The organism is Agrobacterium sp. OT33 (assembly GCF_017313365.1).
GTDB lineage: Bacteria > Pseudomonadota > Alphaproteobacteria > Rhizobiales > Rhizobiaceae > Agrobacterium > Agrobacterium rhizogenes_A.
The window spans coordinates 109,477-122,717 of sequence record NZ_JAFLMZ010000009.1 but is presented as its reverse complement, the minus strand read 5'-3'; the positions used below and the strand labels follow the sequence as shown (position 1 = coordinate 122,717).

The following is a 13,241-nucleotide window of genomic DNA, read 5'->3' as shown; positions in this document are numbered from 1 at the left end:
TGCCGTTTATCCGGATGAATGGTCAGGATGAATATTCTTGATGGACGTCACTTCGGCCTTTTTGCCGCATCATTGATGCAATATACAAAAGCCATGAACGTTGCGACCCCGATTTCCGCTGAAAAAGCCGCCACCAAGGCCGAACTCCGTATCGGTCATACGGTCTGCCCGCATGACTGTCCGAGCGCCTGCGCGCTGGAGGTCGATATCAATGCGGAAGGCCGTATCGGCCGCGTGCGCGGTGCCAATAGCAATACATACACCGCCGGCGTGATCTGCGCCAAGGTGGCGCGGTATTCCGAGCGCATCTATCATCCCGGCCGTTTGCTGACCCCGAAACGCCGCAAGGGCGAAAAAGGCGCGGGCGACTGGCAGGAGATTTCCTGGGAAGCGGCGCTGGATGAGGTGGCCGATGCTTTCGTAAAGGCGGAAGCCCGCCATGGCGCCGAGGCCGTCTGGCCCTATTTTTATGCCGGAACCATGGGGCAGGTGCAGCGCGATTCCATCGAGCGGCTGCGCCATGCCAAGAAATATTCCGGCTTCTTCGGCTCGATCTGCACCAACATGGCCTGGACGGGCTACGTGATGGGCACCGGTGCGCTGCGTGGCCCCGATCCGCGCGAGATCGGCAAGGCCGATGTCGTCGTTATCTGGGGCACCAATGCGGTCGCCACGCAGGTCAACGTCATGACCCATGCGGTCAAGGCCCGCAAGGAACGCGGCGCAAAGATCGTCGTCGTCGATATCTACGACAATCCGACCATGAAACAGGCGGACATGCGCATCGTCCTTCGCCCCGGCACGGATGCCGCGCTCGCCTGCGCCATCATGCACATCGCCTTCCGCGATGGTTATGCCGACCGCGATTACATGGCGCGCTTCGCCGACGATCCGGCAGGGCTGGAAGCACATCTGAAAACGAAGACGCCGCAATGGGCCTCCGGGATAACAGGTCTTTCCGTTGACGAGATCGAGGCTTTCGCGCGGCTGGTCGGCACCACGAAAAAGACCTTCTTCCGGCTGGGTTACGGTTTTGCCCGCCAGCGCAACGGCGCAGCCTCCATGCACGCGGCCCTGTCCATCGCCACCGTTCTCGGCTCCTGGCAATATGAGGGTGGTGGCGCCTTTCACAACAACGGCGACATTTTCCGGCTCAACAAGGCGGAGCTGATGGGCACTGCCTATGCCGATCCTGACGTGCGCCAGCTCGACCAGTCGCAGATCGGCCGCGTGCTGACGGGTGACGCGGAAGCGCTGCGCCACGGCGGGCCGGTGACGGCGCTGCTCATCCAGAACACCAATCCCGTCAATGTTGCGCCCGAACAAAGGCTGGTAAAGCAGGGCTTCCTGCGAGACGATCTTTTCGTCGCCGTGCATGAGCAGTTCATGACGGAGACGGCCGACGTTGCCGATATCGTGCTGCCGGCCACCATGTTCCTCGAACATGACGATATCTACCGTGCCGGCGGCCAGAACCATATTCTGCTCGGGCCCAAACTGGTGGAGCCGCCGGAAACGGTGCGTACCAACCTCTTCGTCATCGAGGAACTGGCGAAACGCCTCGGCATCGACCACATGCCGGGCTTCGGCCTTTCGGCCCGCGACCATGTCGACCGTCTGCTGAAAGTCAGCGGCTGGGGCGATTTCGATAGGCTGGCCGAAGAGAAATGGATCGATGCGCAGCCGTCTTTCGAAGTGGCGCATTATCTCGAAGGCTTCGGTTACGCCGACGGCAAATTCCGTTTCAGCCCGGATTGGGCGAGCGGACCGTCTCCGAACAAACCGCCGAAGAACATCGGTGTCATGGGACCGGTATCCGAATTTCCCAAATTCCCTGACCAGGTCGATGTCATCGAGGCTGCTGATGAGGAGCACCCGTTCCGGCTGGCGACATCGCCGGCGCGCAATTTCCTGAACTCCACCTTCGCGGAAACCAAAACCTCCGTGCAGAAGGAAGGGCGCCCGGAATTGATGATCTGTCCCGTGGATGCCGCCGGTCACGGTGTCGTCGATGGGGATATCGTCCGTATCGGCAACGGACGCGGCGAAGTGCGTCTCCACGCGAAGATCGTGGAGGGCGCAAGGCCGGGCGTATTGATCGCCGAAGGGCTGTGGCCCAACAAGGCGCATCTGGACGGTGAGGGCATCAATGTTCTTACCGGCGCCGATGCCGTTGCCCCCTATGGCGGCGCGGCTTTCCATGACAACAAGGTGTGGCTGCGAAGAGACTGACAGGACATGGAATGAGCAGGTTCGATAATGTGAAGATCGAGATTCTCAAGGACGAGACGCTCTCGAAGAACTGGTATCATCTCCGCAACATCACCTATAATTACACCAATTCGAAGGGTGAGACGAAGGTCATCAGGCGCGAAGCCTATGATCGCGGCAATGGCGCCGCCATCCTGCTTTATGATCCGCGCCGCGACACTGTTGTCCTTGTGCGGCAGTTCCGCATGCCGACCTATGTGAACGGCTATCACGGCTGGCTTCTGGAAGCGCCTGCCGGCCTTCTGGATGGTGACGACCCGGCCGAGGCCATTCGCCGTGAAGTGATGGAGGAAACCGGATATGTCGTGAGAGACGTCCGGTTTCTGTTCAAGTCCTTCATGTCGCCCGGCTCCGTGACCGAAATTCTCCACTTTTTTGCTGCCGTCATCGATTCATCGGATAGGCTGGAGGAGGGTGGCGGTGCCGCCCATGAGGACGAGGATATTGAGGTTCTGGAGTTTTCACTGGCGGATGCCATGAAGATGATAGAAACCGGCGATATCTGCGATGGAAAGACGATCATGCTGCTGCAATGGGCGGCCCTGAACAAATCGTCCCTCACCCTGTGACGGGATTGCCTGCGGAGTGATTATGGACCGTTCACTGAAAATGGCTTCCACCGGCGACGCGGACAGGATCCGGCTGGTGGAAAAAGAGACGGTCTGGAGGGGCTTCGTGCATATGCAGAAGCTCGTTTTCGACCAGCGTATGCCGGATGGCAGGACGATCCGCATCGTGCGCGAAGTGCACGATCACGGCAGCGCCGCCGCAATCCTGCTTTATGATAAAAAGCGCGACAGCGTGGTGATGGTGCGCCAGTTCCGCCCCGCGGCCTTCGTGAACGGAGACCAAAGCTTCATGATCGAGGTGCCGGCGGGGCTTCTCGATGATGACAATGCCGCCGATGCCATCCGCCGCGAGGCGATGGAAGAATCCGGCTACGCGGTCGAGAAGGTCGACTATCTCTTCGACATGTATGCCAGCCCCGGAACCTTGACGGAGAAGGTCAGCCTCTTCGTTGCGCACATCGATCTCGATGTGCAGGCCGGCAGCGGTGGCGGGCTGGAAAGCGAGGGCGAGGATATCGAGGTTCTGACTTACGGCCTCGACGAAGCCTTCGCGATGATCACGTCCGGTGAGATTACCGACTCCAAGACGATCATTCTTTTGCAATGGGCGATGCTGAACCGCACCCGGCTTTAAGGGCAGGGGGCAATCTCCGCAATCAGAAGCGCCCTTTGACGCCCAGCCCCACGAAAATAGACTGCAAGTCACCGCCGCCGGCGTTCTTTTCCGATGACAGGCCTCCCGCACCCGCGCCGCTGTAGTGCGTGTCGCCGCGCCCCAGGCTGGTATATTCATAGGCGCCGTCGAGATAGATCGAGGCATTCTCGGTCAGGTCATAGGCAACACCCGCCTTTACCCCGAACATGCCGGCTACGTCGAATTTGTCGGTAAAGCGCATGTCGCGCATCCAGTGATCGTCCGTCGCCTTGGCAAATACCATCGCGCCGCCTTCAAGGCCGGCATTGAGCGACCAGTTGCCGAACCTCTGGCCGCCCGTCAGGTTGCCGTAGAAGACCGGAATTTGCTGGCGGTAGGTAATGCCTTTCTCACCGTCCTCGAACCGGATGTTCAGATCTCTTCGTGAGAAAAGACTATAGACGGCGCTGCCGCCATAGGCCGACCATTGCACATCCGTGTAGCGAAAGCCGACACCGGCGCTGAGATATTGCTGGGGATCATCCAGCAACATGCGATTGAGTTCCAAGCTTCCCGCGAAATAGTGATCAAGCCGCGTATCGTCATGCTGGGAGCGATGGCTCCAGTTCTCTTTGGATGAGTCTCTGGAAAACGGCCACACCCAGTCGTAATCGGTCATGTAGCCATCGCCCTCAAAACCGACGCGGCCTTCCGCCTTCACCCGCCAGCCGGGCGCAAGTTCAAGCCCCAGCGAGCCGCGCAGCGCCATGGCGTTTTTGGTTTCCCATTCGAGTTCGCTGATCTTGCTGCCGCCGATATGAACGGTTTCCGTCGCCCGAAGATTGAGAACGCCCGCGTCCAGCGAAGCGGTAATACCACCCTGTTCGGCGGCGAGCGGACCTGCGCTCATCAGCATGACCGCAAAAAGCGGCAGGGAAAATCTCGAAAATAGCATAATCGCTCCTGAATGACCGGAGGGCCTGAAATACGGGGCCGTTGCGGGCATTAGAGATGATTATGGTAAATGATCGGTTTATTTTACGAAAAATACCACATTAAGTGCGGGTGTACTTTAGTGATTTCTTTATCAGAAGGCGGAAATCAGGGTGGAATACTCTGCTTTACTGTCGTGGCCTGTGAAGACGGCCTTGCTGCCTTCCATCCGCACCTTGCCCTCTGCGAGCCGTTTCAGGGTGAGCGGATAAAGCTGGTGCTCGACGGTCAGGATGCGGGCCGCGAGTGTCTCGGCCGTGTCGTCCGGAAGAACCGGTACGGCGCCCTGGGCGATTGTCGGGCCTTCATCCATGCCTTCGGTGACGAAATGCACGGTGCAGCCGGAAATCTTCATGCCGCTGTCAATGGCGCGCTGATGGGTGTGCAGGCCGGGGAAAAGCGGCAGCAGGGAAGGGTGGATATTGATGATGCGGCCTTCATAGGGAGCGATGAAATCCCCCGATATCAACCGCATGTAACCGGCAAGGCAGATGATATCCGGCGCGATTTCGCCAAGTGCGGCCAGAATGGCGCCCTCATGCTCGGCCTTGCTGGCATAGGTCTTGCGCTCGAAGACGAGCGTTGGAATGCCGAGTTCCCGGGCTTTTTCCAGCCCGCCCGCAGAAGCCTTGTCCGAGATCACACAGGCGATTTCAGCCGGAAAATCCGCTGCCTGACAGGCCTTGGCCAGCGACACCATGTTGGAGCCGCCGCCGGAGATGAAAACGACGACACGCTTGCGGCCGGACGACAGGGCGGCGCGCATCATAGGCCAAGCGCGCCCTTGTAGATCGTGCCATGCGCGCCTTCTGCACGGGCGACCATGCGGCCGAGCGGGAAAACCGTTTCGCCTTCCGCCGTCAGCGCATCGGTGACCTTGCCGGCATTTTCAGCCGAAACGACCACGATCATGCCGACGCCGCAGTTGAAGGTGCGCAGCATTTCCTTCGCTTCAACGCCGCCGGTTTTCGCCAGCCATGAGAAGACGGCGGGAACCTTGATCGCATCGAGATCGATTTCGGCAGCGAGATGCTTTGGCAGAACGCGCGGAATATTCTCCGGGAAACCGCCGCCGGTAATATGCGCCAGCGCCTTCAGCGCGCCGGTTTCGCGGATCGCCTTTAAAAGCGGCTTCACATAGATGCGGGTCGGTGTCAGCAACGCTTCGCCAAGTTTCTTGCCCTCGGCGAAGGGGGCAGGCGCGTCCCAGTCGAGGCCGGAGACCGATACGATCTTGCGCACCAGCGAAAAGCCGTTGGAGTGAACGCCGGAGGAGGAGAGGCCGAGAATGACGTCGCCTTCGGCAATGTCGCCGGCCGGCAGAAGCTGGCCGCGTTCGGCCGCACCCACGGCAAAGCCCGCGAGATCGTAGTCACCATCGGAATACATGCCGGGCATTTCGGCGGTTTCGCCGCCGATCAGTGCACAGCCGGATTCGCGGCAGCCGGCGGCGATGCCGGAAACGATGGCCGCACCCTGGTCGGGGTCGAGCTTTCCGGTTGCGAAATAATCGAGGAAGAACAGCGGCTCCGCGCCCTGAACGACGAGGTCGTTGACGCACATGGCGACGAGGTCGATGCCGACGGTATCGTGATAGTTGGCGTCGATGGCGATCTTCAGCTTGGTGCCGACGCCGTCATTGGCGGCCACCAGAACCGGATCGGTGAAGCCTGCGGCCTTCAGGTCGAACAGGCCGCCGAAGCCGCCGATTTCGCCATCCGCACCGGGGCGTCGTGTCGAGCGCACCGCCGGTTTGATCTTCTCGACCATCAGATTGCCGGCGTCGATATCCACACCCGCGTCACTATAGGTAAGACCGTTCTTGCCCGACTGGCTCATGGCTCTCGTCTCCGCTGGTTCCGTTCGCGTCGCCATTCGCACGGGACGGGGCCTGATGCAAGGGTTTGAGTGGCAAAAGCTCCGGTTTTTAACGGCTTTGGCGGGGCTTGCCGGATTGGGCCGTCACGATGGCCGCGGCGCGGCGCGACAGACCAGATTGAGCAGGCCGTCATTGGAGGTATCGGAATTTTCCGCGATCGGCCGACCGTTTTCACCGTAGCGCCCGACAATCTCGAAGCCCGCCGCCTCCAGCTGGCGGGTCTGGGCGGCAAGGTCGATGAAATAGAACAGGCCGCTCCAGCGGTGCGCCTGATCGGCCAGAATTGCATATTCCGGTGTCCGCCGTGTCGAAGGCTGCAGGCGCAGATAGTTGATCCAGCTTTGCGGATGCAGCGAATTCACCACCTCGCGCGGGTGCCAGGAACGCCGATGCAGCGGCATGCCGCCGGCCCGCCTCCATTGCCGGTTATGAAACGAAAAGATGAAGTAACCGCCCGGTGACAGGATGTTTCGGACGGCTTGGATGATGGCAAGCCGGTCCTCATGGCCGAAGGCGCTCAAGATCGCGAGCGCGCCGAGCACGCAATCGAAACGCTCCGCGCCGAACTGGCCGATTGCCCGCACATCCATATCGAGAAACGTGGCGGCGGGAAAATTGCGCCGCGCGAGCGCCAGCATGGGTTGGGAACGGTCGATACCGATATATTCACCCACCAGCGGCAGAAGCGGCTTTGTCGTCCGGCCGGTGCCGACGCCGAGGTCAAGCAGCCGCTTGTCCGCATAGGCATGGCGAAACTGGTCGAGAATGATGCGTTCGGCAGGGTAAAGCTGCTGGTTGTCGTACCATTCGGCAACTTCGGGGTTGTCGAAAAGACCGGCATTATATTCCGCGATGCCATTTTCACTGGTGCCTTGCATCGTGCCTCCGGCCATCGGGCATGACAGAGCGTAGCGGGCTCGCCCGATAATATTTGATATTTGTCCAAGACTATCCGCCCGTCAACCTGCCGTTGCGGCGGAAGGTCCCGGAAAGGCGGTTTTTTGCGCGCGGGAGGCTTTCGCGCCAAAAAACGCCGGTGAACCTGCGGGGCGCAGCCGCCTGTGCGCTGCAAGGCCGGTCTTGACCATATGCATATGGGCGTCCTATCTCCATCATGGGCGGTGACGGCACGGCGACAAGAGGATGAATGAATGCAACCCCATGTGAGCGGTACGAACCTGCGCCGGCAGGTGTTTTTCTGGATCGGCGTGCTCGCCGTCTTTGTCCTTTTCCTGATGGTCTTCAGTTCCATTCTCCTGCCCTTCGTGGCGGGCATGGCGCTTGCCTATTTTCTCGATCCGGTTGCCGACTGGCTGGAGCGGCGAGGCCTGAGCCGGTTGATGGCCACCGTCGTCATCCTCGTCTCCTTCGTGCTGATTTTCGCCCTGTCGCTCATCATCATCATTCCTTTGATCGCCGCCCAGGCCTCGGAATTCATAACGCGCATCCCGCAATATATCTCGTCGCTGCAGCAGCTGATCGCCGGTGCCGATACCAACCTCCTGCCGGACTGGGTCAGCAACCAGATCGATGCGGTGAAGGAGAACTTCTCCAAGCTCCTGACCGAAGGTGCCGGCTTCATCGGCACCCTGCTGACGCAGATATGGAACTCCGGCAAATCGCTGGTTGATGTCGTGTCGCTTCTGGTGGTCACGCCCGTTGTGGCCTTTTACCTGCTGCTCGACTGGGACCGCATGATCGACAAGGTCGACAGCTGGATACCGCGCGACTACGTGCATACCGTTCGCCAGATCGCCCGCGACATGGACAAGACCATCGCCGGCTTCGTGCGCGGGCAGGGGTCGCTCTGCATCATTCTCGGTGTTTATTACGCCGTCGGCCTGTCGCTGGTGGGCTTGAATTTCGGCCTGCTGATCGGTCTTTTCTCCGGCCTCATCAGCTTCATTCCCTATATCGGTTCCATGGTCGGTCTCATCCTCGCCGTCGGCGTCGCCATCGTGCAGTTCTGGCCGGACTATATCTATGTGTTTCTGACGCTCGTCGTGTTCTTTTCCGGCCAGTTCATCGAAGGCAACATCCTGCAGCCGAAGCTTGTCGGCAAAAGCGTCGGCCTGCATCCGGTGTGGCTGATGTTCGCCCTGTTCGCCTTTGGCGCGCTGTTCGGTTTCGTCGGCCTGCTGGTCGCGGTGCCGGCGGCGGCCGCTGTCGGTGTGCTTGTCCGCTTCGCCCTGTCGCGGTATCTTGAAAGCGATCTTTACCACGGGCATGCCGCCAACCTTCCCTGGGACACCAATTCTGCCCTGGAAGAAGGGGAAACGTCCTCCGGCAAGGTTGACTCTCAGAGCTGACGATGACTGACCAAATCAAAACCGACAACGCCCGGTCGAAGGCCGAGCAGCTGCCGCTCGCATTCTCGCACCAGCCCGCCTCCGGCAGGGACGATCTTCTCGTGTCCGCATCGCTTGAGGCCGCCGTCAGCCTCGTCGATGAATGGCCGAACTGGCGCGCGCCGGTCGTCGTGCTGGCCGGGCCGCCGGGCTCGGGAAAGTCGCACCTTGCCAATATCTGGAAGAACATCGCCGGCGCCCGCGATATCCACCCGCAGGCCGGCGCGGACGCCGCACGCGTGGCCGAGAGCGGAGCCGTTCTTTTCGAGGATGCCGACCGCCGCGGTTTTGACGATACCGAACTGTTCCATGTCATCAACAGCGTGCGCCAGCACGGCACGACGCTTTTGATGACAAGCCGGCAATGGCCGGCCGCATGGCCGGTAACGCTGCCGGACCTGCGTTCGCGCCTGAAGGCCGTGACGGTGGTGGAGACCGGTGAGCCGGACGAGGGGCTGCTGGCGCAGGTGCTGGTAAAACTCTTCGCCGACCGGCAGCTTTACATGGATGACAAACTCATAGGTTACATCGTCAACAGAATGGAGCGTTCGCTCGATACGGCGCAGACGATCGTGGAGCGGATCGACAGGCTGGCGCTGGCGCGCGGAACGAGAATAACACGCCCGCTGGCGGCGGAGGTCCTCAATGCGATGGACAGCGCAGCGGCAGGCCCCGGGCTGGACGTCGATTGACTGTCACAGTTCCGTCGTCAAACTGTTATACGGGCAAGAAGGACGATCACGCGATGCAACAGGATCACGGATTGGAAATTGGTCAGGGGATGGAACAGGGCATGGACGCTATCGCGCAGGAAGACTTCAACAAGGTTCAGCCGGTGACCGAGGGCGAGAGCCTGTGGGACAGCCCTGCACGTTTCGTCAACCGCGAATTCTCCTGGCTCCAGTTCAATCGCCGCGTTCTCGAGGAAACGCTGAACACGGATCATCCGCTGCTGGAGCGGCTGCGCTTCCTGTCCATTTCTGCCGCCAACCTCGATGAATTCTTCATGGTCCGCGTCGCCGGCCTCGAAGGCCAGGTGCGCCAGAAGATCACCGTCAAGACGCCCGACGGCAAGACGCCGGCCGAGCAGCTGGAAGACATTCTGAAGGAAATCGACAACCTGCAGATGGAGCAGCAGGCCTCGCTTGCCGTTCTGCAGCAATATCTCGCCAAGGAAGAAATCTTCATCGTGCGCCCCGCCGCGCTGTCGGATGCGGACCGCACCTGGCTGGAAACGGAGTTCGAGGAACGTATGTTCCCGGTGCTGACGCCGCTCTCCATCGACCCGGCGCACCCGTTCCCCTTCATTCCCAATCTCGGCTTTTCCATGGGCCTGCAGCTCGACAGCGTCAACGGCCGCGAGCCGATGACGGCACTCCTGCGCCTGCCGCCGGCGCTCGACCGTTTCGTGCGCCTGCCGGATGACAAGAACGCCATCCGCTACATTACGCTCGAAGACGTGGTCGGCCTGTTCATTCACCGGCTCTATCCCGGTTACACCGTGCGCGGTTCCGGCACGTTCCGCATCATCCGCGACAGCGATATCGAGGTGGAGGAAGAGGCGGAAGATCTGGTCCGTTTCTTCGAAAGCGCGCTGAAGCGCCGCCGCCGCGGTTCCGTCATCCGCATCGAGACCGACAGCGAAATGCCGCAGTCGCTGCGCCAGTTCGTCGTGCATGAGCTTGGCGTGCCCGACAATCGTGTCGCCGTTCTGCCCGGTCTTCTGGCGCTCAACACCATCTCGGAAATCGTGCGTGCGCCGCGCGACGACCTGAAGTTCGAACCCTATAACGCCCGTTTCCCCGAGCGTGTGCGCGAACATGCCGGCGATTGCCTCGCCGCCATCCGCGAAAAGGACATGGTGGTTCACCACCCCTATGAGAGCTTCGACGTTGTCGTGCAGTTCCTGCTGCAGGCGGCGCGCGACCCCGATGTGCTCGCCATCAAGCAGACGCTCTACCGCACCTCCAATGACAGCCCGATCGTTCGCGCGCTGATCGATGCGGCCGAAGCCGGCAAGTCCGTCACCGCGCTGGTCGAACTGAAGGCACGCTTCGACGAAGAGGCGAATATCCGCTGGGCGCGCGACCTGGAGCGCGCCGGCGTGCAGGTCGTCTTCGGCTTCATCGAACTCAAGACCCATGCCAAGATGTCGATGGTGGTGCGCCGTGAAGACGGCAAGCTCAGAACCTATTGCCACCTCGGCACCGGCAATTATCACCCGATCACGGCCAAGATTTACACCGACCTGTCCTTCTTCACCTGCAACCCGAAGATCGCCCATGACATGGCGAATATCTTCAACTTCATCACGGGTTACGGCGAGCCGGAAGAGGGCATGAAGCTGGCCGTTTCGCCCTATACGCTGCGCGCCCGCATCGTGAAGCACATCAATGAAGAGATCGAGCATGCCAAGCGCGGCGCGCCGGCGGCGATCTGGATGAAGATGAATTCGCTGGTCGATCCCGAGATCATCGACACGCTCTACCGCGCCAGCGCGGCGGGTGTGGAGATCGATCTCGTCGTGCGCGGCATCTGCTGCCTGCGCCCGCAGGTGCCCGGCCTGTCGGACAATATCCGCGTCAAATCGATCGTCGGCCGCTTCCTCGAGCACAGCCGTATCTTCTGCTTCGGCAACGGTTTCGGCCTGCCGTCGGACAAGGCGCTGGTCTATATCGGCTCGGCCGACATGATGCCGCGCAACCTTGATCGGCGTGTCGAAACGCTGGTACCGCTTACCAATCCCACCGTGCATGAGCAGGTTCTTTCACAGATTATGCTGGGCAATCTCATTGACAACCAGCAGAGCTACGAGATACTTGCGGACGGAACGTCGAGGCGCATCGAGGTGCGTAAAGGCGAAGAACCGTTCAACGCGCAGCACTATTTCATGACCAATCCCAGCCTTTCCGGACGTGGTGAAGCCCTGAAATCCAGTGCGCCCAAATTGATTGCCGGGTTGATTTCTTCCCGCAAGAAACAGGCTGAATGACTCGATCAGAAGCACAGGGGCGGCTGACCGGCCTTGCCCCCGTTTCCGTCATAGATATTGGTTCGAACTCCGTTCGTCTCGTCGTATATGAAGGTCTCTCCCGCGCGCCCGCCGTGCTGTTCAACGAAAAGGTCCTCTGCGGTCTCGGCAAAGGGCTGGCGCTTACGGGCAGGATGCATGAAGAAGGTGTCAGCCGGGCGCTGATGGCGCTGAGACGCTTTCATGCGCTTTCCGAACAGGCGCAGGCGCAGGAGCTCTACGTGCTGGCGACCGCCGCGGCGCGTGAAGCGGAAAACGGCCCGGATTTCATCCGCGAGGCCGAAGCCATTCTCGGTTGTGAAATCGAGGTATTGTCCGGCGAGAAGGAAGCGCTTTATTCCGCCTATGGGGTGATCAGCGGTTTCCACGATCCGGACGGCATCGCGGGCGATCTGGGCGGTGGTTCGCTCGAACTCATCGACATCAAGGGCAAGAACTGCGGCGAGGGCATTACCCTGCCGCTCGGTGGCCTGAGGCTTTCCGAACAATCCGATGGCTCGCTGGAAAAAGCAGCCACCATTGCCAGGAAACACGTCAAATCCTTCGCAAAGCTGTTGACGGCGGGCGAGGGACGCACCTTTTATGCGGTGGGCGGCACCTGGCGAAACATCGCCAAGCTGCACATGGAAATCACCGGTTATCCGTTGCATATGATGCAGGGATATGAATTGCCGCTGGAGGAAATGCTGAATTTTCTGGAAGAGGTCATTCTCTCCAGGGACAGCAAGGACCCGGCGTGGCAGGCGGTTTCCAAGAGCCGCCGCTCGCTTCTGCCTTTCGGCGCCATCGCCATGCGCGAGGTTCTGAAGGTGATGAAACCGGCGAAGATTGCCTTCTCCGCGCAGGGTGTGCGCGAAGGTTATCTCTATTCGCTGCTGACGGAAGCGGAACGGGATCTGGACCCGCTGCTGGTCACCGCCGATGAGCTTGCCATTCTGCGTGCCCGTTCGCCCGAACATGCGCGTGAACTGGCGGACTGGAGCGGCCGCACCTTTCCGGTCTTCGGTATCAACGAGACGGAAGAAGAGAGCCGTTACCGGCAGGCGGCCTGCCTGCTGGCCGATATCAGCTGGCGCGCCCATCCGGACTATCGCGGCCTGCAGGCGCTGAACATCATCGCCCATTCCTCCTTCGTCGCAATCACCCATCCGGGCCGGGCCTATATCGCGCTTGCCAATTATTACCGTTTTGAGGGACTGAACGACAACGGCACCACGGAGCCGCTTGCGGCCATGGCGGGGGAGCGCCTGCTCGAACTCGGCAAGTTGCTCGGCGGCCTGCTGCGTGTCGTTTACCTCTTCTCGGCCTCGATGCCGGGCGTCGTTGATCACCTGAAATTCCGCAAGTCCGATAATCCGGATCTCGATCTGGAATTTGTGGTGCCGCACGAATATTGCGATTTTGCCGGTGAGCGTCTGGATGGGCGTTTGCAGCAGCTGGCGAAGCTGACGGGCAAGCGGCTGGCATTCGTGTTCGAATAACGCAACGGCACGGTGTTATTGTGCGATGAAAAGGG

Annotated in this window: 11 protein-coding genes; 7 read left to right on the top strand and 4 right to left on the bottom strand. The window is 60.6% G+C overall.

The features are described 5' to 3' along the window. Positions 1-27: 27 nt before the first annotated feature. From JZX88_RS20870 to JZX88_RS20860, 3 genes are read left to right on the top strand one after another with little or no spacing between them, the layout of a single operon-like run. Positions 28-2,232: a molybdopterin-dependent oxidoreductase gene (locus JZX88_RS20870; protein WP_206914594.1), complete on the top strand. Its 2,205-nt coding sequence runs from the start codon at positions 28-30 to the stop codon at positions 2,230-2,232. Positions 2,233-2,243: 11 nt separating this feature from the next. Next, entirely contained in the window at positions 2,244-2,840 is a 597-nt protein-coding gene (locus JZX88_RS20865; protein WP_065115345.1) for an NUDIX domain-containing protein, read from the top strand. A gap of 22 nt (positions 2,841-2,862) precedes the next feature. After that, the gene (locus JZX88_RS20860) at positions 2,863-3,474 is read left to right on the top strand and encodes an NUDIX domain-containing protein (protein ID WP_206914593.1); all 612 of its coding nucleotides are present in this window, start codon (positions 2,863-2,865) and stop codon (positions 3,472-3,474) included. A gap of 22 nt (positions 3,475-3,496) precedes the next feature. On the opposite strand, the gene JZX88_RS20855 is transcribed toward JZX88_RS20860, so the two are convergent. The 4 genes from JZX88_RS20855 to JZX88_RS20840 all read right to left on the bottom strand — a co-directional run bounded on the left by JZX88_RS20855 (position 3,497) and on the right by JZX88_RS20840 (position 7,224). Further along, positions 3,497-4,429 (bottom strand): omptin family outer membrane protease, encoded by a 933-nt coding sequence (locus JZX88_RS20855; protein ID WP_065115347.1) that lies wholly within the window; start codon positions 4,427-4,429, stop codon positions 3,497-3,499. A gap of 132 nt (positions 4,430-4,561) precedes the next feature. Further along, complete coding sequence (gene purN, locus JZX88_RS20850; protein WP_206914592.1) at positions 4,562-5,236, bottom strand: phosphoribosylglycinamide formyltransferase; 675 nt, start codon at positions 5,234-5,236, stop codon at positions 4,562-4,564. Continuing rightward, the gene (gene purM, locus JZX88_RS20845; RefSeq protein ID WP_206914591.1) at positions 5,233-6,306 is read right to left on the bottom strand and encodes a phosphoribosylformylglycinamidine cyclo-ligase; all 1,074 of its coding nucleotides are present in this window, start codon (positions 6,304-6,306) and stop codon (positions 5,233-5,235) included. Before purM ends, purN begins: the two co-directional genes overlap by 4 nt. Before the next feature lie 123 nt (positions 6,307-6,429). Beyond that, positions 6,430-7,224: a class I SAM-dependent methyltransferase gene (locus tag JZX88_RS20840; protein ID WP_206914590.1), complete on the bottom strand. Its 795-nt coding sequence runs from the start codon at positions 7,222-7,224 to the stop codon at positions 6,430-6,432. A 273-nt stretch (positions 7,225-7,497) separates the two neighbouring features. Between JZX88_RS20840 and JZX88_RS20835 the strand changes: the two genes are divergently transcribed. The 4 genes from JZX88_RS20835 to ppx are packed head-to-tail and all read left to right on the top strand — an operon-like array spanning position 7,498 to position 13,206. Further along, positions 7,498-8,655 (top strand): AI-2E family transporter, encoded by a 1,158-nt coding sequence (locus JZX88_RS20835; protein WP_065115350.1) that lies wholly within the window; start codon positions 7,498-7,500, stop codon positions 8,653-8,655. Positions 8,656-8,657: 2 nt separating this feature from the next. Further along, positions 8,658-9,386: a DnaA regulatory inactivator HdaA gene (gene hdaA / locus JZX88_RS20830; RefSeq protein WP_110759287.1), complete on the top strand. Its 729-nt coding sequence runs from the start codon at positions 8,658-8,660 to the stop codon at positions 9,384-9,386. Beyond that, the gene (locus JZX88_RS20825) at positions 9,383-11,686 is read left to right on the top strand and encodes an RNA degradosome polyphosphate kinase (RefSeq protein ID WP_371741213.1); all 2,304 of its coding nucleotides are present in this window, start codon (positions 9,383-9,385) and stop codon (positions 11,684-11,686) included. Before hdaA ends, JZX88_RS20825 begins: the two co-directional genes overlap by 4 nt. Then, complete coding sequence (gene ppx, locus JZX88_RS20820) at positions 11,683-13,206, top strand: exopolyphosphatase (protein WP_206914589.1); 1,524 nt, start codon at positions 11,683-11,685, stop codon at positions 13,204-13,206. Before JZX88_RS20825 ends, ppx begins: the two co-directional genes overlap by 4 nt. Positions 13,207-13,241 lie beyond the last annotated feature (35 nt).

Coding starts and splice junctions, on each gene's coding strand:
- JZX88_RS20865 (WP_065115345.1), top strand. CDS start 2,244: ATGAGCAGGTTCGATAATGTGAAGATCGAGATTCTCAAGGACGAGACG.
- ppx (WP_206914589.1), top strand. CDS start 11,683: ATGACTCGATCAGAAGCACAGGGGCGGCTGACCGGCCTTGCCCCCGTT.
- hdaA (WP_110759287.1), top strand. CDS start 8,658: ATGACTGACCAAATCAAAACCGACAACGCCCGGTCGAAGGCCGAGCAG.
- purN (WP_206914592.1), bottom strand. CDS start 5,236: ATGATGCGCGCCGCCCTGTCGTCCGGCCGCAAGCGTGTCGTCGTTTTC.
- JZX88_RS20870 (WP_206914594.1), top strand. CDS start 28: ATGAATATTCTTGATGGACGTCACTTCGGCCTTTTTGCCGCATCATTG.
- JZX88_RS20855 (WP_065115347.1), bottom strand. CDS start 4,429: ATGCTATTTTCGAGATTTTCCCTGCCGCTTTTTGCGGTCATGCTGATG.
- JZX88_RS20840 (WP_206914590.1), bottom strand. CDS start 7,224: ATGCAAGGCACCAGTGAAAATGGCATCGCGGAATATAATGCCGGTCTT.
- JZX88_RS20835 (WP_065115350.1), top strand. CDS start 7,498: ATGCAACCCCATGTGAGCGGTACGAACCTGCGCCGGCAGGTGTTTTTC.
- purM (WP_206914591.1), bottom strand. CDS start 6,306: ATGAGCCAGTCGGGCAAGAACGGTCTTACCTATAGTGACGCGGGTGTG.
- JZX88_RS20860 (WP_206914593.1), top strand. CDS start 2,863: ATGGACCGTTCACTGAAAATGGCTTCCACCGGCGACGCGGACAGGATC.